This window comes from Actinomyces denticolens (assembly GCF_002072185.1).
GTDB lineage: Bacteria > Actinomycetota > Actinomycetes > Actinomycetales > Actinomycetaceae > Actinomyces > Actinomyces denticolens.
The window spans coordinates 1-20,118 of sequence record NZ_MVIW01000012.1 but is presented as its reverse complement, the minus strand read 5'-3'; the positions used below and the strand labels follow the sequence as shown (position 1 = coordinate 20,118).

Below are 20,118 nucleotides of genomic sequence, written 5' to 3'. Positions count from 1 at the left end.
TCGTGCTCCTGATCGGGGTGGGTGATGGGCTCGGCGCGGCGGGGCCGTCAGCCGACCGAGTTCTCCATCTGGAGCTCGATGAGGCGGTTGAGCTCGAGGGCGTACTCCATGGGCAGCTCGCGGGCGATGGGCTCGACGAAGCCGCGCACGATGGTGGCCATCGCCTCGGTCTCGGTCAGCCCGCGCTGCATGAGGTAGAAGAGCTGGTCCGCGCTGACCTTGGAGACGGTCGCCTCGTGGCCCATCTCGACGTCGTCGGTGCGCACGTCCACGTAGGGGTAGGTGTCCGAGCGGGAGATCTCGTCGACCAGCAGGGCGTCGCACAGCACGTTGGACTTGGAGTGGCGCGCGTTCTTCATGATCTGCACCAGGCCCCGGTAGGCGGAGCGGCCGCCGTGGCGGGCGATGGACTTCGAGACGATGTGGCTCGAGGTGTGCGGCGCCATGTGGACCATCTTGGCGCCGGTGTCCTGGTGCTGGCCCTCGCCGGCGAAGGCGATGGACAGGGCCTCCCCGCGGGCGTGGGGGCCCATGAGGAAGACGGCCGGGTACTTCATGTTGCGCTTGGAGCCGATATTGCCGTCGACCCATTCCATGGTGGCGCCCTCGGCGCAGGTGGCTCGCTGGGTGACGAGGTTGTAGACGTTGTTGGACCAGTTCTGGATGGTCGTGTAGCGCACGCGGGCGTTCTTCTTCACCACGATCTCCACGATCGCCGAGTGCAGGGAGTCGGTGGAGTAGATCGGGGCGGTGCAGCCCTCGACGTAATGGACGTAGGAATCCTCGTCGGCGATGATGAGCGTGCGCTCGAACTGGCCCATGTTCTCGGTGTTGATGCGGAAGTAGGCCTGGAGCGGGATCTCCACGCGCACGCCCTTGGGGACGTAGATGAAGGACCCCCCGGACCACACGGCCGTGTTGAGGGCGGCGAACTTGTTGTCGCCGGCGGGCACGACGGTGCCGAAGTACTCGCGCACGAGCTCGGGGTACTCGCGCACGGCGGTGTCGGTGTCGACGAAGATGACGCCCTGCTCCTCCAGGTCGCCGCGGATCTGGTGGTAGACGACCTCGGACTCGTACTGGGCGGCGACGCCGGCGACGAGCCTCTCGCGCTCGGCCTCGGGGATGCCGATGCGGTCGTAGGTGTTCCTGATGTCCTCGGGCAGGTCGTCCCAGGAGTTGGCGGGCCGGTCCGTGGAGCGCACGTAGTACTTCACGGCGTCCATGTCGAGCTGGGACAGGTCCACGCCCCAGGTGGGCATGGGCTTGCGCTCGAAGGTCTCGTAGGCCTTGAGGCGCTTGGCCAGCATCCATTCGGGCTCGCCCTTGATCGCGGAGATCTCCCGGACCACTTGCTCGTCGAGACCGCGCTTGGCATTGGCGCCGGCCTCATCGGAGTCATGCCAGCCGAAGTCGTAGGACGCCGGGATCGAGTCGATGATCTCGTCGTCGCTGCGCGTGGCTGGCTCGGTCATGGTTGACGTCATCGGGTTCCTTCCATTCGCTGGGGCCGATTGCCCCGCGTGTGAGCGATGGTCCGCGCGGCGCGCTTGCGCAGGGCGGGCATGACGATGGGCACGTGCGTGGTGCACACGTGGTCTCCCCCGGCCAGGGTGGCCAGGCGTTGGACGGGCACGCCGAGCAGCCGGGAGAAGGCCTGGGTCTCGGCGTCGCACAGCTCGTGGAACTGACCGGCGACGTCGCGCACCGGGCAGTGGCCCTGGCAGAGCTGGACGGCGAAAGTGCCGTCGCCGACGTCGCGGATGGTGGCGGCGTAACCGTCCGCGGAGAGGGCATCGGCCAGGGCCATGGCCCGATCGGCCGGGTCCTTGCCCGCGGCCTCGACGATGCGCATGTAGCGGCGCTCGAGGTCCCGGCCCCGCGAGGCGGCGAAGGAGCCGACGGCCTTCTCGCCCGCGACCTGCGAGAGGTAGCTGAGCGCCCGGGCGGCGAGGTCGGAGTAGCCCTCGCCGAGGTTGGTACGGGCCGACGCCGTGGCGACGTAGTGGCGCGCGGGGCGCCCGCGGCCGCGCTTGCCCACGCCCGTGGGTGTGTGGACGGCGATCTGGCCGTTGTCCTCCAGGGCAGTGATGTGGCGGCGCACGGCGGCGGGCGTGAGGTGGAGGATGGCGGCGAGCTGGGCGGCGGAGACGGGCCCCTTCTCGATGATGAGATCGAGGACCTTGACGCGGGTGGACTCGTCATCCGCGGGAGCGCCCGGGCCGGTCGGACTCGGGCTCATCGGACTTGTAGGACTCACGCTTCCCCCTCTCCCGTCCCTCGCACTGCGCGCGGGCGCCACCGGGGCGCCCGGGGCGCCGTCGGCCTGGCACCCATTTTAAGCATCATCCTTGTGCCTAAATTGGAACAGCGCAACTTGATGACGCCGTGGCGCCACGTGGCATGGCGCACGCCCGGCCACCTGAACCAGGAGTCCTCACCCCTTGCCGCGCGAGGGCCTGAGGTCCTACGCGCGTCACATGCTCTCGGGGCTGCGCAGCCAGGGGGCGTCGGCGGGGCGCAGTCCCTCGTAGCCGCGCCTCCGGGCGCGCTCGGCGGCGAGGACCCCCGCGACGGTGGAGGGGTTGTGGAGCCGCCCGCCCATGACGGCATCGAGCACGTCGTCGAAGCGGAACCAGGTGGGATCGAACTCGGCCTCCTCGGCCTCGCGCTCAGTGCGCTCCTCGACGGGGATCGGGGACAGGCCCCGGGCGAGGAAGCAGCGCACGCCCTCGGTTGTGAATCCGGGCGAGGCGTAGAAGTCGATGAGTGCGTCCCAGCGCTCGGCCAGGTGGTCGGTCTCCTCGGCGAGTTCGCGGGCGGCGGCGATGACCGGGTCCTCGCCGGGGATGTCGAGCAGGCCGGCGGGGATCTCCCACAGGGCGGCCCGCACGGGGTGGCGGTACTGGCGGACCATGAGGATCTCGGCCGCGCCGTCGGGTTGGGAGGACTCCTCGCCCTCTCGCAGGGCGATGATGCTGACGGCGTCGTGGTGGGCGATGGTCTGGCGGCGGATGGGCTCAGGGGCGTCCGGGGACAGCCGGATCATCTCATCGTCGACGGCGCAGATGGGGCCGGTCCACACGCGCTGGGCGCTCAGCACCTCCCGGGTATCGCGCTCATCGGCGGGACCGCCTGCGACGTTGTTCTGGCGGGTCATCTGGGCCTCCATCGGGACTGCGACTGGCGCCCCCATTGTGCCTCGCCCCCACCCCCACTCGTCCCCCTATTTCGCCGAGACCGGTCGAAGTGGCGATCGAGACCGGTCTCGGCGGGAAGGGAGGAAGGAAGGGAGGGCGGGGCTGGGTAGAATCGGGACGCCGGCGAGGAGGAGCGGTGAGCATGATGGCACTCGATCTGGACGGTCTTCTGGGCGCGGCCCGCGAGGCGGTCCTCGCCGCGGCCGCCTTCGCCCTCGATCCGGGCGCCGAGCCGCGCGTGGAGACCAAGCAGCATGCCAAGGACCTGGTCACCCAGGTGGATCGCGGCGCGGAGCGGATCATCGCCGACCATCTGGCCACCACTGCCATCCCACTGCACGGCGAGGAGGAGCACCGCGTCGAGGGCTTCGAGGAGCGCACGGGCCCGGCATGGGTGGTCGACCCGATCGACGGCACGACGAACTACGTGGCCACGCACCGCGACTGGGCTGTCTCGCTCGCGCTGGTCGACGGCGGCGCCCCGGTGATCGCGGCCCTCGCCGATCCTGTGGCGGGCCGCCTCATGACGGCGATCGCGGGGCGGGGGGCCTGGGTGTGCCCGCTTCGGGCCGCCGGCGATGGCCGTGCCGATGAGCCGATTCCCATGGCTCCGGACCTGGCGCTGGAGCGGGGCGCGGCGATCGTCCCGTTCAGCGCGCTCAGGGGCGTGCCCGGGGCCGATGGCGTCGTGGGCGCCGCGCTGGCGGCTCGCGCCTACGGCTCGGCTGCCCTGGAGATCGCCGAGGTGGCCAGGGGCGGTGCGGTGGCCTTCCTGCACGGCGGCCTCAAGCCCTGGGACATGGCGGCGGCGGTCCTCCTCGCCCAGGAGACGGGCGCGCTCGTCACCCGGGTCGACGGCTCCGCCCTGGACGCGCGCCGAGCCGGATCAGTGCTCGCGGCTACGCCGTCGGCGCACGCCCGCATCCTGGAACTCCTGGCGCAGGCCCGCGGCACCGATAGCGTGGCCGGCGATCCCGTGCCCTGGGTCTAGGCGCCCGGAGACAGGACGGCGCTCAACTGCGCGAGCAGGTCGACGGAGGTGGGCAGCCCCGTCGCGGCGGCGCGCGCCCGATTCTTCCACTCCCGCCGAGCGGCGGGGTCATTCAGGAGTCGGCCGATGGCGTCTGCGATGGCGCGGGCCTCGGGCGCCACCAGGATGGCGCCCCCGCGCGCGGTGATGCCCGTTCCCCCCACATCGGTGGCGATGATGGCGGCGCCCGCCCTCAGTGCCTCCTGAATGGTCAGCGGCTGCCCCTCCCACAGGCTGGTCTGGACGACGGCGTCGGCCGAGGCCATGAGCGCGCGGGCGTCCTCGCGCCGGCCGAGCAGAGTCACGGGCAGCCGTTCAGCGTCGATGCGGGCCTGCAGAGCCGGGCGCTCCGGCCCCTCCCCCGCGACGAGCCAGATGAGCGGCGCGCCGTCCCCCTCAGCACGCCGGGCGAGGATAGAGGCGGCATCGAGCAGGAGGTCCAGACCCTTCTGAGGGGCCAGGCGGGCCACGGTCAGGATGATGGGGCCTCCGCCCGCTCCCGCCAGCGCCTCGGCCGTGCCTCGGTCTCCCGCCCCATGGTGCCCGTCGGCATCTCCCACGGCCTCCTCAGGCGCGGGGATGATGGCGAGCCGGGCACCGGCCGCCCCGCGGGCGCGGGCCCGCTCGACGAGGTCGGGGCTGACGCCGAGCACGACATCGGCCCGCCTGGCCACGAGCGATTCGAGACGATCCCCCACAAGCCGGGTGAGGCGCCCGCCGACAGGGAGATTGTGAAGGGTGACAACCAGGCGCGCCCGCCCTCTCCGGCGCCGGCCGAGGGCGAGGGCGGCCACTGAGCCCGCGCGCAGGCCGTGGGCGTGGACGACGTCGGCGCCCCGGGCGATGGCCGCCAGGCGGCGCACCGCGGAGCGGTCGGAGAGCGCGGGCCGGGGCCCGATCCCGAGGACGGCTCGACGGGCGATCCCGGTATCGAGGCCCTCCAGGACCTCCGTCGGCGCGGCGACGATCACCTCGTGGTCGGCGGCGCTGAGGGCCCGGGAGCACTGGCCGAGGTGCGCGCGCACTCCCCCGGCGGCGCTCCCACTGACCTCGACGACGCGCATGGGCCGCATCCCAGGAATACCGGTCATCCCGTTCATCTCCTCCCCCGGCGCAGCGCTCCCAGGGCCTGGGGGCAGACGATATGCGCGGCGGTGATGGTGGCGAGGGCGGCCAGGAGCGCCCAGACGCTGGAGAGCAGGATCTGGGACCAGGGTGCGCCGGTCATCTGGCTGAGTGCCCGCCCGGCCCACCCGGAGGCCGCCGCGACCGGGGCCCCGGCGAGGATGACCCGGGCGATGGGGCGCAGCACCGAGGCTTCCAGGCAGCGGGCCAGGGCCGTGAGAAGGCCGATGCCCGCGATCGTCATGCCGATACTGGTGCCGATACCGAGGGCCTTCAGCGTGGCGGGGCCGTCTGCGCCGCCCGGGGCCAGCAGCCGCACGGCGGCCGTGGACAGGAGCGCTGCCGCGGCCCAGCCCAGCGCGGTGGCGTGGGCGGCCCAGCGCGCGCGACCGGCGGCGAAGAGAATGCGGGTGATCTGGTGGATGAGGCCGAAGCCGACGATGCCGGGGGCGAAGGAGACCAGGGCGGCGGACATCCCTCGTACGTCGTCGGTCAGGAGCGCGAAGAACGCCTCGGCCCCGGTGCTCGCTGCCAGGAGCATCGCCATGCCGGCCAGGGAGACGCCGGTGACGAGGGCGGTGGAGTCACCGCACAGCCCCAGGGCCTCCTCGCGCGGGCTCCGCGCATGCCTGCCCAGCACGCTCTCTCCGGGCGCTCCACCAGGATCGCCCGCTGCGCTCATCGCCCCCGCCCCGCCGGCGGCCCGGGCGCCCGAGGACCGGTCGGCGTCGTCTCCGAGCAGGCCCGCGATCCTCGGGTAGAGGACGGTGGCCACGGGCACGACGAGCACGGCGTAGGGAAGCACCCAGATGGCCTGCGTGTACTGGTAGACGGCGATGGTGCCGCTGACTCCCCCGGAGCGGGCGAGGATGGGCACGAGGAGCATGAAGGCCTGCTGGGCGACCAGGGCGGTGATGCCGGCGGTGGCCAGGCTCCACGCACGTCGGCGGGTGGCGACGTCGAGGCGGAGCGTTGGCCTCAGATCGATGTCGAGGCGGGAGGCGGGGATGAGGAGGGGAAGGCTGAGGGCGGCCACGCCGAGCGTGGTCCCCCAGCCGAGGACGAGCAGCCCCGCCGAGTCGGCGCTGCGCGTCCACTGGTCCGCCCCCTCGGGGGTGATGGCGCCGTAGAGGGCGTAGGCGGCCATGACGACGAGGCTGGACAGGATCGGAGTGAGGGCGGGCCAGGCGAAGCGCCGGTGCGCCTGGAGGACGCCGGTGAGGACGACGCCGATGCCGTAGAGCGGCACTTGGAGGGCGAACATGCGCAGGAAGTCGGCGACGAGTCGCGTTTGGAAGCCGGGGTCGGCGTCGGCTGACGTGGGGAAGAGCGCGGCGATGGGGTCGGCGAGGACGGCGAGGAGGATGCCCAGGGGCACGAGGATGGCCAGTACCAGGCTGAGCATCGCGGAGGCGGTTCGGGAGACCATCTCGCGGTCGCCCGCCATGATGGCGCTGGCCAGGAGGGGGACGATGGTGGCGGCCAGGGCCCCGCCGACGACGACCTCGTACAGGACGTTGGGGACCTGGTTGGCAGTGGCGTAGGCCCCGGCGACGGCGCCTGTGCCGACGGTCGCGGCCTGGACGATCCAGCGGAGGAATCCGAGCGCGCGGGAGATGAGGGTGAGCCCGGCGACGCCGCCGACGACGGTCGCCAGACCTCGCTGCGCCCCGCTGGTCCCGCCCTCGGCGCGCGCATCGGCGGCCCTGTCCGTCATCGGTCCCGGCGTCCCAGGGCGTCCAGCGCGGCGAGGGCCGGGGTGGAGTCGATGACGCGTGAGAAGGAGACGCGCTCGCTGGCCAGGATGAGGGCGACGCCGGCCACCGCCGCCCCATGGCGGAAGGCTCGTGAGGGGGCGGTGGCGAGGGCTGCGCCGACGAGGGCGCCGAGGGAGTTGGCGCCGGTGTCGCCGAGCATGGTGCGCTCGCCGAGGTCCTCGGGCGCCGATGCGGCGGCGACCCCGAGGGCGCCGGCGGCGAGGAGGCGGGTGGGGGCCGCGGCCTGGCCAGGCCAGGCGAGAAGAGGGGCCGAGATGAGCGCGCCGGCCTTGAGGGCGCGCCCGGGGCGCAGGTCGAGGAGGTTGTGGACGTTGGCCCAGGCGCCGATGACGATGGTGCTCACCGCGGCGTCGGCGACGAGCGAGCGCGGTCGGGCGGCCGGGGCCCTGTGCCTGGCGAGGAGGACGCCGCCGACGAGGGCGCCGGAGCCGATGATGGCGATCTTGAGGGCGCCGGTGGTGACGCGTCCGCGGGCGAGGGCGCCGAGGTGGCCGGCCAGGCCCTTGGCGGGAGTCTCTCCGTCGTGGGCACCGGCGTCGAGATCGTCGATGAGTCCGGCGGTGCCTCCGGCGGAGGCGGCGATGACGGCGGCCGCACCGGGGCGGGCAGTGAGAGCGCCTGCGCAGCCGGCCGCCGCGGTGGCGCCGATGGCGGTGGCGATGCCTCCCCGCAGGGAAACCGTGCGCCCATGGAAATTGGCGCGTTCGAGCCGCCCCCACCTGGGCAGGGCTCGCAGGAGTGCGGAGGCCCCGGCGCTCCAGGCGAGGCCGCTCGTCGCGGCGGTGAGAGCCTGGCGGGCAGGTGAAGTCGCACTGCGAGGGCGGCTCAAGTGGCGGCTGCTGCCTCTCTGGAGCGTTGCGGCGGTCATGGGTTCCAGGCTACCGGCCGGAGAGCGCGCCGCTGGCTCATTGACGGCTCCCGGGGGGCTCAGGGCAGCCAGTCGGCCGCCGCGCGAGCCGTTGCCCTGCTGGCCGAGCACCCCGCCCACAGGGCGATGATCACGGTCAGGGCGAGTGCGCCCCGATGAAGACGGGGCTGAGGTGGACCAGGGTGTCACTGCGCGTCGAGCCCTCAAGCCGATCATCCAGGCCCACGGGGAGGAGCGCATAAGCGGCTACGCCGGTGAGGTCTGCGATGAGCACCGGTAGGGAGGCTGTGAGCCAAGCCGTCCGGGAGGCGAGCCCGGGCTCGCCCGCCACGACCCCGACCGGGGCCAGGCGCTCGGCATTCGATCGTGCCTCGACGCCTACACAGGCGGCGAAAAATGCCATCACGAGGATGATGCCGACCGAGCTGAGACTCAAAACCCAGTTCCCCATAATGCTCTTCTGGTTCGCGACTACTGCCTCACCGTCTCCGAGGCTGGAGAAGCCCATACCAGGATTCGTTGCGATCGCCGCGCGTCGCAGGCCGTCCATATCGATGTTCTCTCCTGACAGGCTCAGGAGGACCGCGCGGGCGGGAAGATCAGGAGGCATCACCTCCTCACCGGCAGGTGAAGAATCAAGCGTCTCGATGATGGCGACGCAAATGCCGAGGGCGAGCCTTGAACTCCGCCCATTGAGGGCCTCGAGGTACCGGCCGGAGACGAGGTTCCGTGTCTGCGAGCGGCGGAAGCCGCGCTTAACAATTCTCACTCCCGCTCGAGCCACGAGCCTTGCCGCAAGATCCGGCAGCGAGAGCGCGACCAAGATGACGCCTAAATAATAGAAGAGCGGCCGATGGGGACTCTCCACCATGAGGATCGGCCCAACGATAGCGGCCGCGAAACCGATCGCACCTATGGTGATTCGCACATCGGTGCGGGCGTCGCTTCTCACACGTCTCCCGCGCCTCCCGACTCTGACGGACAGGAATCGCGAGGAGGCCTTCACGCTCAACGTGATCGCCACCGACAGCAGGGCGCCGATAGCGATCGCACCGAGAAGCGATCCTGTCGATTGTCGGGTTTGAGCCGCTTGAAGCACGGTATCGAGCCAGGGCAGGGGCACATCGACTGCCAGGAGCAGCGCGACACAGCCCAGTGCGATGGCCGACCCCCCGGAGCATTGAGGGCTGCGTCTCGGCGAGGTCGAGGATGACGAGGTCACGGCGTCTCATCCCGATGGACACGAGAGACGTCGAGCGCCGCTACCCCTCATCGCTTCGCATGCCCGAGGACATCGCCACGCAGACAGTGCCAATCTCTCCAACGGCAGGCCCGAAGACGCCTTCGTGCTCACCGACGAGTTCTTTGGCGAGTTGCGGCGACACTACGGCCTCGCCTGGAGCTGGCCACGCGGCAACACCTGGCGGCAGAGGAGCGTCCTCGGAGACTGGGTCAAGAAGAACGTCGATGACCGGCTTGAAGTTGAGATCACTGAGCTTAAAACCATAATATAGCCGAATATCATCAGACGACGACGCGGGAATCGGAGAAATCATCGCAGCACGACTCTCACGCAACTCGGCTGTGCGGAGCACCATGACAACCGCGACAACATCGAGGCAGAGGAACAGGACCCCGGAGGTCCGCGAGACGGCGAAGAGTCGCCCCCATGCACGTTTGTCGGAATCACGGATTGCAGCGCCGACGCGCCATACTCTCATCCATCCGTCCCTTACCATCAGGCGCCTCTCCCTTCAGATGCAGGGAGAAGAGAATCCGTGCGCGCCTCTGTTAATTTTCCCCCTTCCAGGACGAGAGCCCTTTGCGCACTCGTGGCGACGATAGGGTCGTGCGTGACGAGCAGAATAGAGCAGCCCCGCCGCTCGGGGATGGAGATGAGGGCGTTGATAACCGCGCCCCTATTGGCAGGATCAAGGGATCCTGTCGGTTCGTCAGCCAGGAGGATCTGGGGCTCGTTGATGAGTGCCCGGGCGATGGAGATTCTCTGCCTCTCCCCTCCTGAGTACGTCCTGATCTGACGATCAGGGTCTGTCAGCCCGAAGTCGCCCAGGAGGGCGACCGCTGCCCGACGGGCATCCTCCGTCCTCCTCCCCACGAGCATGGCGGGCAGCATGACGTTGTCCGCCGCCGTCATGGTGTCCACGAGATAGTGATCCTGGAACAGCATACCAATGGATTCCCGGCGCAGCCTTGTCGCCCGGGCACCGAGCCCCGCGCGCATCGGCACTCCGCCGATCGTCACCGTCCCCTTATCGGGCTTGCGCAACCCTAGGATGACGGAGAGCAACGTGCTCTTGCCGCTCCCCGAGGCTCCCCGGACCGATACGGACTCACCTCGTTGAATGCTCAGTGAAGCATGAGAAAGGACTTGTCGCCCATCAAGCGTCACAACGATCTCTTCGACATCGAGGAGAAACTTTCCTTGCAGACCGAGGACGGAATTCACTCTACCGCCGCCTCACCCCAACCATATCTATTCCTCAGTAGAACCATTGGGGGCACTTATCGGGAGCGAACCTGATCGCAGCACAAGCCTTTGCCGCATGAAGCGACTCACTAAAATGACGGCACGCAATAGTTCCTGCACCACTCCTATTATAAAGGATATGCGCATCATCATCCTGGTTGGCGTAGCCATACGCGGTTCGATTGTCACTTTTCACATCTTGAACGGCAAGCCAATTTCCACTCTCAGCCCAAGCCCAGGAACCGATATCTTCACTTCCCGACCAAGCCCACCAATTCGCCTGCGCCGAGCCTGCAACACCAAGGGCTGCCGCAGACATTGCCACTATCGCCGCACTCTTGCGAATCACGCTCATGATGACGCCTCTCCATGAGAGAGACTGCAAGATGATCCTAGAGTCAGGACTCAGAGCTTAGGGTAACCTCATTGAGCGGACAGCGTCAGTACCTTTTGAAGGAGTCATCCCCATCCGAACTGATGAGAAGCCTCCGGGAACTAGGACTCAACAGAGCGTGACGGCGCCCGCTGGTCAAGGGGAAAGCCTCCCCGCAGTTCACCCCTTGGAGGGGATGGGGGGCATGACGGCGTCGGCGCCGTCGTCGAAGCCGTAGGAGCCTTGGGCCCCGCCCAGGACGGCGGCGATGGCCAGTGGCACGGAGACGGCGGCGCTCGCCTGGCCCACGGAGTCGATCGTCGTCGCCTTGGCCTTGTCCTCGCGCATGACGGCGATGATGTCGAGCTCGTCATCGGCCCCGCCGACGATGACAGCCGGGCCGCCCGCGGCCACGCCGGTGAGCGCCGCCGCCCAGGCCTTTCCGGTGGCGTCGGCACCGGGAGTCGGGGTGGCGCCCGCGGCGTCGGCCTGGGCCGAGCGCGGCCCCACGACCACAACGGCGTCGGCCTTGGTCGTGAGCTGGGAATCGACAGTCATGAGAGGCGTGTCCGAGGCAGTGAGCAGGTCGCGCAGGGCAACGGCTGCGGAGTCCTCCATGGTCATGGCCTTGGTCAGGCCCTCGCCCAGGATCCCATTGGAGTCCTTGGAGGCGGGCTGACCCAGGTGACCCGCGAACTGGCCGGAGTAGGCCGAGCGGAACGACTCCCGACTGGGATCCGTCCACACCGATGTCAGAGTCACGCGCCCCGCAGTCTTGCCGCCCGCGGTCTCGATCTGGGAGATGACGAGCTCGACATCCTCGTCCTGGGCGTCCGGCAGGGCGACGACGGCGGCGCTGCGGCCGCTCAGCATGCCGGGAAGGAAGCCCTCGGCAGCGGCGGTGATGTAGGCGTCGCGATCATTGAGGGCGGCCGAGGCGGTCTCCAACTGGGCATGCGTGGCATTGCGGTCCTCGCGCAGCGACTCCACCTGGTTGTGCAGGGCGTCCCCCAGGGAGTTCTGCAGGGGGCCCGCGCCCAGGACGATCCCGACGGCCAGGGCGAGGAAGACCGAGATGAGGGAGACCAGGTGGTAGCGGAAGTCGATCATGTTGCGTTCCTTGCGTGCGTCGACGAATAGCGCGGAGGCGGTTCGTCACAGGGACGGGGTTCTCGGGGACAGGCCCACGAGCGACCTCAGGAAGTTGATGAAATCATCCCAGATGGCGCCGAAGAGGCTGAGGACGGTCTGGCCGGCGGGTGTGGACTGGAGCGCCGCCCACAGGGCGAGCAGCCCCGCCAAGGCCAGGAAGAACAGGTGCCAGCTGGAGATGCGGGTCCGGTAGAGCCGGGAGACGCCCTTGGCGTCGATGAGGCGCCCCCCGACCTTGAGACGGGTCAGGAAGGTGGAGGACATGCCTGCCCTGCCCTTGTCGAGGAACTCCAGGAGGGTGGCGTGAGTGCCCAGGGCCACGATGAGCTCGGCATCGGCCTCATCGGCCATGAGCATGGCGATGTCCTCACTGGTGCCGGTGGCCGAGAACACCACGTGGTCGACGCCGAGGGCCTCCACTCGGGCGAGGCCGGGGGCGCGCCCGTCGCGGTAGGCGTGGACGACGATCTCCGCGCCACTGCGCAGCGCCTTATCCGAGACGGAGTCCATATCGCCCACGATCATGGTGGGCTTGAACCCGGCCTCGATGACGGCGTCGGCCCCGCCGTCGACGCCGATGATGACGGGCTTGCAGTCGCGGATGTATGAGCGCAGGGCCTTGAGATCCTCCTTGTAGGAGTAGCCGCGCACGACGACGAGCACGTGCTTGCCCGCCATGGAGGTGCGGATCTCGGGCATGCCGATCCCGTTGAGCAGCAGATCGCGCTCGCGCTTCATGTACTCCATGGTGTTGGCGGCGAAGGCCTCGAGCTGGACGGCCAATCCCTCCTTGGCCGATTCCATGGAGGCCTCCACACTCGCGGGCGTCTGCACGGTCCCCTCGGCCACGATCGCGTCCTCGCCCTCCAGGCGCACCGCGCCATCGATGACGGTGATCCGATCGCCCTCGCGCAGCCGCATGATGTCAGCGCCCAGGCCATCGATGAGGGGGATGCCGGCATCCACGAGAATCCCGGGGCCGAGGTTCGGGTATCGGCCCGAGACGGAGGGAGAGGCGTTGAGGACCGCTCCAGGGCGCTTCTCCACGAGGGACTCGGCGGCCACCCGATCCAGGTCCGAGTGGTCGATGACGGCGATATCGCCCGGGTTGAGCCGCTTGACCAGGTCCTTGGTGCGGGCGTCGACGCGGACGACGCCGACCGGCTGGTCGTCCGGGGACGAGCGCTTGCGGAACGGGAACCTCACGCACTTGATTCTGCCATGGAGGCCTCTGCCAGGAGTTCCGCGGCGTGCCGCAGAGCCGCCTCGGAATCGTCGTGGCCGGACAGCATTCGCGCCAGCTCGCGCTCGCGCTCCGCCCCGGTGACCCGGGTGACCCGCGTGCGCGTGATCCTCGTCCCGGCCCCGGGATGATCGGCGCCGTCGGGGGCGCTCTCGTCCCCCTGCGTCTCCTTGCGGACCACCAGCTGGGTGTCGGCCCAGGCGGCCACCTGCGCCAGGTGGGTGACGACGATGACCTGGTGGCTGCGGGCCAGGCGGGCCAGGCGCCTGCCGATCTCGCGCGCCGCCCTCCCACCGACACCGGCGTCGATCTCGTCGAACACGAAGGTGCGGGCGTGCTCGCGATCCGGTGCCGCGCCGCCCCCGTCCCGCGCGCCGGGAACGGGCCCGGCCACGGTGGAGTCGGCGAGGACGACCTCCAGGGCGAGCATGATCCGGGAGAGTTCTCCGCCGGAGGCCCCCTTGCCCAGGGGCATGGGGGTCGCGCCGGGATGCGGTGACAGGAGCAGGGAGACCGCTTCAGCACCGGTGGGCCCGGGCTCGTCGAGCTCCTCGAGACCGACGACGAGCCTGGCGCCACTCATCCGCAGGCCCTCGAGCTCGACGGTGACGGATTCCTGGAGCCGCTCGGCCAGACGGGCCCGGGCGGCACTCAGCTCCGTGGCGGTGGCCCCGAGTTCGGCCTGGGCCTCAGTGAGGGCCTGGTTGAGGGCCTCGGCGCCGTCGACGGGCCCGTCGATGCGGGCCAGGCGATCAGCGGCGCGCCGCCCCCATTCCAGGAGGGCGTCGACGTCGTCGATGCGCTCCGCGGCACCACCGGTGTCTCGGCACAGGCGGGTCAACTCGGCGCGGCGCTGGTTGACCCAGGCCAGGCGCGCGGGATCGGCGTCGAGGCCGGAGAGGTAGGAGCCGAGGTCGGCGCCGATGTCGGCGCTGAGGATGCCGAGCTGACGGACCCTGGCGGCGAGCTCGGTCAGGGCGGGGTCGAGGCCGTCGACGCCGGCCAGGGCGCGCCCTGCTGCGGCGATGAGGGAGGCGACATCCACGGCCTCCGAGCCGCCCGCGGCAGGATCGGCGTCGGCGGTCAGGGCCGCGGCTGCGGCCGTGGCCGCCAGACGCAGGTCCTCTGCGTGCTCCAGGCGGCCGGCCTCGGCCTCCAGGGCACGGTCCTCCCCGGGCACGGGATCGACGGCCTCGATGGCCTCCAGCCAGGCGCGCAGTCGGGCGGCCTCCTCGGCGCGCGCCCGGGAGCCCGCCTGCCACTGCGCCAGATCCTCGGCGGCGCGCGCCCGGCGCCGGTAGGCATGGGCGTAGCGCCGGCACAGGGCGGCGTGCTCGGGTCCGCCGAGGGAGTCGAGGGCGGCGCGCTGGGCGGCGGCGGAGCGCAGGCGCAGCTGATCGGCCTGCCCGTGGACGGCTACGAGTCGCGACCCGACCTCGGCCAGGACGGATGAGGGCACCGACCGGCCCCCGAGGTGGGCTCGTGAGCGACCCTCGGCGGGAACGGCACGTGTGGCGATGAGCAGGTCGTCGTCGAGCTCGGCGCCGGCCTCGGCGGCGCGGCGGCCGGCCGGCGAGTCGGGATCGGTGAGGAACGCGCCCTCGACGAGGGCCCGCTGGGCGCCGGCACGCACAACGGCGGCCTCGGCGCGCTGGCCCAGGAGCAGTCCGAGGGAGGTGAGCACCATGGTCTTGCCGGCGCCGGTCTCGCCGGTCAGCGCGGTCAGGCCGGGGCCGAAGCGCAGCTCAGCGGATTCGATGATCCCCAGGTCCTCGATGCTCAGGGACTCGATCAATGGCCCAGCCCGTTCTCGCTGGCCGCCCGCCATCCCTGCACGGGCAGATCGAATTTGCGCACGAGCCGACGGGAGAAGGGGGCGTTGTTGAGCCGTGCCAGGCGCACAGGACGCTCCCCGCGGGTGACGCGGATGCGGCTGCCCGCGACAACGTCGAGGCTGCGGCGCCCATCGCACCAGATCTCGGCGCCGTCGAAGCCTGTGGAGTCGATGATGACCTCCAGGCAGGAGGACGGCGCCACGACGAGAGGACGGGTGAACAGGGCGTGGGCGGCCATGGGGGTCAGCAGGAGGGCCTCGACCTCGGGCCAGATGACGGGCCCGCCCAGGGAGAAGGCGTAGGCGGTCGAACCGGTGGGGGTCGAGATGACCAGGCCGTCGCAGCCGAAGGAGGAGACGGCCTGCCCATCGACGCCGATGGCCAGCTCGAGCATGCGCGCGCGGTCGCGCTTCTCCAGTGCGGCCTCGTTGAGCGCCCAGCCGTGCTGGATCGCCCCCTCGGGGCTCTCCACGGTCACTTCCAGGGTCATGCGCTCCTCGACGGTGTACCGTCCGGCGACGAGCTCGGCGACGACGTGCTCGACGGCGTCGGGATCCGCCTCGGCGAGGAAGCCGACGTGCCCGGTGTTGATACCCATGAGGGGCACGTCCTTGTCACGGGCGATCTGACTGGCGCGCAGGATGGTGCCATCGCCGCCCAGGACGAGGACGAGGTCGATGTCCCCCAGGAAGCGGTGGTCGACGGACTCCACGCCGTGGGCGCGCAGGGCGGCCTCGGCGCGCGCCCCGGCAGTGGCCGTGGAGGCGGAGCGCCTCTGCCCGGGCGGCACGGGCTGGTCGTTGACGTCGCGCCGGACCACCATGACGCGTGCGATCCCGTGGCCGCGTCGCTGGTCCGGGGCTGTCGATGCGGTCATCGGCTGCTCGTCCTCCCTCGTCTGGCGCCCTTGCCGTCGGGGCCCTCGGCGACGGCGCGCCCGGCCTCGGCGAGCAGGTCCTCGCCGGTCAGGTCGGCGCCGCCCCCGGCACCACCCGCATGCATGGACAGAAAGTACTCGACATTGCCCGAGGGGCCCGGCAGCGGCGAGGCGGTGATGGCGTCGATGCCGAGCCCCAGGCCGTGGGCGCGCTCGGCGACCGCCAGGATCGTCTCGAGGCGCAGCTCGGGGTCCCTGACCACTCCCCCGTGCCCGAGCCTGTCCTTGCCGATCTCGAACTGGGGCTTGACCATGAGGAGCAGGTCGGCGTCGTCGGCCGCGGCCCGCAGGAGCGGCTCCAGGACGAGGGTCAGGGAGATGAAGGACATGTCGCCCACCACGAGCCCGGGCGCCGGGGCGACGGCGGCGGGGTCGAGGGTGCGCACGTTCGTGCGATCCAGGACCCGCACGCGAGGATCGGATTGGAGGGACCAGGCGAGCTGGCCGTAGCCGACATCGACGGCGACGACACTGGCCGCGCCGCGGCGCAGGAGGACATCGGTGAAGCCACCGGTCGACGCACCGGCGTCCAGGCACCGGCGCCCCTTCACCACCGGGGCCAGGCCCCTGGCCCCCAGGGCGTCGAGCGCCCCGGCGAGCTTATGGGCGCCCCGGGAGACGTAGTCGTCCCCACCGGGCGTCACGATCTCAATGGCCTGGGCGGGGTTGACCTGGCGGGCGGGCTTGGTGACGAGGGCGCCGTCGAGGGTGACGCGGCCGTCGGTGATGAGCTGGGCGGCGTGGGCGCGCGAGCGGGCGGCGCCGCGCCGGACGAGTTCGGAGTCGATGCGGATGAGCCGTGCCATGAGCCGCCTCAGCCCTCGGCCAGGCGCAGGGCGGAATGGAGATCCTCGGCGAGCTCCGCCAGACCCTGGGCCCGCGCCTCCAGTGGCTCCTCGGAGAGCGCGTCGAGCCGTTCCGCGATGCCGGGGCCCTCCTGGGAGGCCTCGACGAGACGATGCCCGGGGGGCGGGGAGGGCACCGGCGCGACCGGGGCCGCACTGGGACCCGGGACGGGGGCGGGCTCGTTCTCGAGGCTCATCCGGGGCATCCGCTCAGGCGGCGACGACGATCTCGGGGACGCTCAGCGCCAGGGGGCCCTCCTGGCGCCCGCCTGTGGCATCGGCGCTGGCCCATGCGGCGGTGGCCAAGGCCCGGTAGGCGTCGAGGGTCACAGTGGCGCGCTGCTCGAGGGGGCCCGTCCCGGCGAGCTCGAGGCGTCCGCCGCTCACGCGCGCGCCCTCCTGACCGACGCGCCACCAGTCCCCGTCGCTCGTGGGCTCGGGATGAGCCTCGATGAGACCGCGCAGGTCCGTGTGGAGGAAGGCGGGGCGCTCCGCCGGATCGGCGAGAATGACGTCGCGGGCGGTGCTCACCCCGGTGAGCACGTGGAGGCCGGGGATCCCGGCAGCGCGCGCGCCGACGTGGTCGGTGTTGAGCCGGTCCCCCACGGCGATGGGACGCGTGGCGCCGCTGCGGGCCAGGGCGCGCTCATAGATCCCGGGGAATGGCTTGCCCCCGGCCAGGGGCTCCTTGCCGGAGGCATGGGCCACGGCCGCCACGAGGCTGCCGTTGCCCAGGGCGAAGCCGCGCTCGGTGGGGAGGGTGGCGTCGAGGTTGGTGGCCACGTGCAGGGCCCCGGCTGTGATCGCGTAGAGACCCTCGGAGAGCATGGCCCAGTCGACGGCGGGATCCCAGCCCTGGACGACGGCGGCCGGGTGGTCCGCGGCGGTGTCGGTGAGGGTGAAGCCCTCAGCGAGGAGGGCCTGGCGCACGCCGTCGCCGCCGACGACGAGGCACAGGGAGCCCGGGGCGAGATGCTCGGTGAGCATGACGGCCGCGTCCATGGCGGCGCTGAAGACCTCACCGGGCTCGGCCTGGATGTCGTTGGCGCGCAGCTTGTCGACGACGGTGCGCGGGGCGCGCGAGGCGTTGTTGGTGACGAAGCTGAGGCGCATGCCCGTTTCCCGGGCGGCGTTGACGGAGTCGGCGGCGTGCGGGACGCGGGCCTCACCGGCGAAGCAGACGCCGTCGAGGTCGAGCAGGGCCCCGTCATAGGCCGTCGACAGTGGTGCTTGGCTGCCCAGCAGGCCCGGGGGCAGGGGGGCGGGTGTCATGCCTTGTCCTCCTCGCCGTGGATGTCATCAGGATCGTTGGGGGCGCCCGTGCCGGCGTCGGCGGGGATGCCGTGGGACTGGAGGTGCTCGATGAGCTCGTCCTCGATGGCGTCGGCGCCGTGAGGGGCCAAAGCCTCCGGGGCGCTGTCGGCGCGCTCCCCGATGCCGGCACCGGACTCCGAGGCGCCTTCCGGGTCGTCGATGGAAGCCCCGGTGGGCTCCTCGTCCCAGCCGTCCTCCTCGGCAGGCTCCATCGGAGAGTCCTCGGCGGCCCGCTCCTCCTCGGATTCCTCCTCGACGTCGTATACCTCGACGTCCGCTTCTGCGGGCGCGGATGCCTTGCCGATGCGCTCGCGAATGGCCTCGGCCTCCTGGCCCCGCCCGAGGTCCTCGAGGCGGTCAGCGCGCACGGAATGGAGGCGTCGCAGTGTCTCTCGGTCCCCGCGGAAGAGGCGGATGGCGTCCTCGATGACGACGAGCCCGAGCTCGTCCTGACCCATCTCGTGGCGGACGCCGGACACGACCATGGCGATCTCGGCCTCCTCGACGTCGTCGAGCTGCTTGGGATCGGCCTCCGCGGCTGCCTTGAGGGCCTGGTTGTAGCGCCCGAGGGCGCGCTCGCAGTCGGCCTCGATCGCCCGGTGGAGGTCGAGGCCGGACAGCCGGCGCGCGGCGCGGATGTCGCGCAGGGCGTCGGTGTAATGCTCGGAGAGGTAGGCTGCGATGCCCGCGGCCTCGCGGACGACGGCGATGCGCCCGGCGTGCGAGGCGGCGTAGCGGGCATGCTCGTGGGCCAGCGCCGGGTCGGAGTCCAGGAGGCGCTGCACCATCACCAGGTGCCTGGCGACGCTCTCCGCGTTCGAGCGCCCGAGCGCCCGCAGTTCGCGCCTCGCGGAGGCCTCCAGTTGCGCGGGCTCGACGTCGTCGGGAACGCGGGGCTCGGGGACCCGGTTGCGCTGGGGGGCACGGGTGCCGCGCGCGCCAGGGCGACCGTTGCGCCGGTCACCCTCGAAGCGCCCATCACGGGATCCCCCGGCGCCTCCCCGGCGATCGTCGCGGGAGCGGTAAGGGCGGCGATCCGAGCGGTCTCCTCGCTCCGAGCGCTCACCGTAGCCCCGAGCGCGGTAGCGGTCCTCGCGGCGCCCGCCGTCGCGGTAGCCCCCGTCGCGGCCCTCGCCCGAGCGGTACGAGCCCCGCTGGCCGCCCCGGTGATCATCACCGGAGCGGTGGTAGGAACGGCGCTCCGAGTAGCCCCCGTCGCCGTGATCGCGATGATCGCCCTCACGATAGCCACCCTCATGGAAGCCGCCGGAACGCTCATCCGACCGGTAGGAGCGGCGCTGCGGACGCCCATCACCGAAGCGATCGCCGCCCCGAGCGCCGAAGCCATGGCGGTCGCCACGCGCACCGCCCGACCGGTGCCCGCCATCGTTCCTGTCATACGCCCTGTCGTGAGCCATGGTCCTTCTTCCTGTGGCTGACTGCCCGGGGAACCCCGCAGTCCTTCTGGCGCAAGCCTACTCAGGGCGCGTGGCGTGCCGTGCATGCGGAGCGGGTGAGATGCGCCCCCAGGGGGCTGGTGCCTTCATGCGCGCGCGGGTGAGGGGCCCCTCGGACGCCATGCGCCCTGGGCCCGGTGTCCGGGCCTGGGTGCGGTCCCGGCTCCGTGCATGCCGCCTTGGGCCTGTGCATGCCGCCCCGGGGCCGGGGTCCGGGTGCGGGGATGCCGCCCCGGGCCTGCATATGCGGTCTCATCCCGCGTATACCGTCTCGGCCCGCGTATACCGTCTCGGCCCGGTGTTGCGGTCTCATCCGTGCGGTTCGAGGGCGCAGCGCCGGGGTGAGACGGTTTCTCGGGGGTGAGACGGTTCGTCCGGGGTGGGGCGGTATCCCCCAGGGGGTCGGGATGGACTGTCAAGGGATGGGGGTGCGGCGCCCCGGGGGGTGCGGTGTCATCCGCGTGGTTCGGGGG

Annotated in this window: 19 protein-coding genes; 2 read left to right on the top strand and 17 right to left on the bottom strand. The window is 71.3% G+C overall.

Annotated features, from left to right (window positions below; all coding sequences use genetic code 11):
• Positions 1 to 47: 47 nt before the first annotated feature.
• The 3 genes from sufB to B1H55_RS04815 form a co-directional block, all read right to left on the bottom strand.
• Complete coding sequence (gene sufB, locus B1H55_RS04825) at positions 48 to 1,487, bottom strand: Fe-S cluster assembly protein SufB (protein WP_073453461.1); 1,440 nt, start codon at positions 1,485 to 1,487, stop codon at positions 48 to 50.
• Positions 1,484 to 2,242: a helix-turn-helix transcriptional regulator gene (locus B1H55_RS04820; protein ID WP_073453463.1), complete on the bottom strand. Its 759-nt coding sequence runs from the start codon at positions 2,240 to 2,242 to the stop codon at positions 1,484 to 1,486. The genes sufB and B1H55_RS04820 overlap by 4 nt, the downstream gene beginning before the upstream one ends.
• Positions 2,243 to 2,476: 234 nt before the next feature.
• Complete coding sequence (locus tag B1H55_RS04815; protein WP_096519471.1) at positions 2,477 to 3,160, bottom strand: NUDIX domain-containing protein; 684 nt, start codon at positions 3,158 to 3,160, stop codon at positions 2,477 to 2,479.
• A 182-nt stretch (positions 3,161 to 3,342) separates the two neighbouring features.
• Here B1H55_RS04815 and B1H55_RS04810 point away from each other — a divergent pair, with 182 nt between their 5' ends.
• Positions 3,343 to 4,191, top strand: coding sequence for an inositol monophosphatase family protein (locus tag B1H55_RS04810; protein ID WP_231952544.1), 849 nt, complete (start codon positions 3,343 to 3,345; stop codon positions 4,189 to 4,191).
• Here the strand turns inward: B1H55_RS04810 and B1H55_RS04805 are convergent.
• The 4 genes from B1H55_RS04805 to B1H55_RS04790 all read right to left on the bottom strand — a co-directional run bounded on the left by B1H55_RS04805 (position 4,188) and on the right by B1H55_RS04790 (position 8,953).
• Entirely contained in the window at positions 4,188 to 5,321 is a 1,134-nt protein-coding gene (locus B1H55_RS04805; RefSeq protein ID WP_231952546.1) for a glycosyltransferase, read from the bottom strand. The genes B1H55_RS04810 and B1H55_RS04805 overlap by 4 nt on opposite strands.
• A gap of 5 nt (positions 5,322 to 5,326) precedes the next feature.
• A complete protein-coding gene (murJ, locus tag B1H55_RS04800) occupies positions 5,327 to 7,072 on the bottom strand; it encodes a murein biosynthesis integral membrane protein MurJ (RefSeq protein WP_077241001.1) in 1,746 nt (581 codons plus the stop codon).
• Complete coding sequence (locus B1H55_RS04795; protein ID WP_077241000.1) at positions 7,069 to 8,001, bottom strand: hypothetical protein; 933 nt, start codon at positions 7,999 to 8,001, stop codon at positions 7,069 to 7,071. The genes murJ and B1H55_RS04795 overlap by 4 nt, the downstream gene beginning before the upstream one ends.
• A gap of 136 nt (positions 8,002 to 8,137) precedes the next feature.
• Complete coding sequence (locus B1H55_RS04790; protein WP_077240999.1) at positions 8,138 to 8,953, bottom strand: hypothetical protein; 816 nt, start codon at positions 8,951 to 8,953, stop codon at positions 8,138 to 8,140.
• Between the two features lie 394 nt (positions 8,954 to 9,347).
• On the opposite strand from B1H55_RS04790, the gene B1H55_RS12500 reads away from it, so the two are divergent.
• Complete coding sequence (locus B1H55_RS12500) at positions 9,348 to 9,515, top strand: hypothetical protein (RefSeq protein ID WP_157750267.1); 168 nt, start codon at positions 9,348 to 9,350, stop codon at positions 9,513 to 9,515.
• A 224-nt stretch (positions 9,516 to 9,739) separates the two neighbouring features.
• On the opposite strand, the gene B1H55_RS04785 is transcribed toward B1H55_RS12500, so the two are convergent.
• From B1H55_RS04785 to B1H55_RS12230, 10 genes are all read right to left on the bottom strand, one after another.
• Positions 9,740 to 10,468, bottom strand: coding sequence for an ABC transporter ATP-binding protein (locus B1H55_RS04785; protein ID WP_077240998.1), 729 nt, complete (start codon positions 10,466 to 10,468; stop codon positions 9,740 to 9,742).
• A 34-nt stretch (positions 10,469 to 10,502) separates the two neighbouring features.
• Positions 10,503 to 10,844 (bottom strand): hypothetical protein, encoded by a 342-nt coding sequence (locus tag B1H55_RS12235; RefSeq protein ID WP_143221424.1) that lies wholly within the window; start codon positions 10,842 to 10,844, stop codon positions 10,503 to 10,505.
• 198 nt (positions 10,845 to 11,042) lie between these two features.
• Complete coding sequence (locus B1H55_RS04780) at positions 11,043 to 11,972, bottom strand: copper transporter (RefSeq protein ID WP_073453476.1); 930 nt, start codon at positions 11,970 to 11,972, stop codon at positions 11,043 to 11,045.
• 45 nt (positions 11,973 to 12,017) lie between these two features.
• A complete protein-coding gene (gene steA / locus B1H55_RS04775; protein ID WP_073453478.1) occupies positions 12,018 to 13,220 on the bottom strand; it encodes a putative cytokinetic ring protein SteA in 1,203 nt (400 codons plus the stop codon).
• Positions 13,217 to 15,052 (bottom strand): DNA repair protein RecN, encoded by a 1,836-nt coding sequence (gene recN / locus B1H55_RS04770; protein WP_080461613.1) that lies wholly within the window; start codon positions 15,050 to 15,052, stop codon positions 13,217 to 13,219. The genes steA and recN overlap by 4 nt, the downstream gene beginning before the upstream one ends.
• Positions 15,049 to 15,915: an NAD kinase gene (locus B1H55_RS04765; RefSeq protein WP_073453515.1), complete on the bottom strand. Its 867-nt coding sequence runs from the start codon at positions 15,913 to 15,915 to the stop codon at positions 15,049 to 15,051. The genes recN and B1H55_RS04765 overlap by 4 nt, the downstream gene beginning before the upstream one ends.
• Before the next feature lie 50 nt (positions 15,916 to 15,965).
• The gene (locus B1H55_RS04760; protein WP_077240997.1) at positions 15,966 to 16,835 is read right to left on the bottom strand and encodes a TlyA family RNA methyltransferase; all 870 of its coding nucleotides are present in this window, start codon (positions 16,833 to 16,835) and stop codon (positions 15,966 to 15,968) included.
• Positions 16,836 to 16,843: 8 nt separating this feature from the next.
• Positions 16,844 to 17,071 carry a hypothetical protein gene (locus B1H55_RS04755; RefSeq protein ID WP_073453486.1) on the bottom strand — a complete coding sequence of 76 codons (228 nt, stop codon included), beginning with the start codon at positions 17,069 to 17,071 and terminating at the stop codon, positions 16,844 to 16,846.
• A gap of 13 nt (positions 17,072 to 17,084) precedes the next feature.
• On the bottom strand, positions 17,085 to 18,146 hold the full coding sequence (locus tag B1H55_RS04750; RefSeq protein ID WP_077240996.1) for an HAD-IIA family hydrolase: 1,062 nt from the start codon (positions 18,144 to 18,146) through the stop codon (positions 17,085 to 17,087).
• Positions 18,143 to 18,976 carry a tetratricopeptide repeat protein gene (locus B1H55_RS12230; RefSeq protein ID WP_371836558.1) on the bottom strand — a complete coding sequence of 278 codons (834 nt, stop codon included), beginning with the start codon at positions 18,974 to 18,976 and terminating at the stop codon, positions 18,143 to 18,145. Before B1H55_RS12230 ends, B1H55_RS04750 begins: the two co-directional genes overlap by 4 nt.
• Positions 18,977 to 20,118: the final 1,142 nt, after the last annotated feature.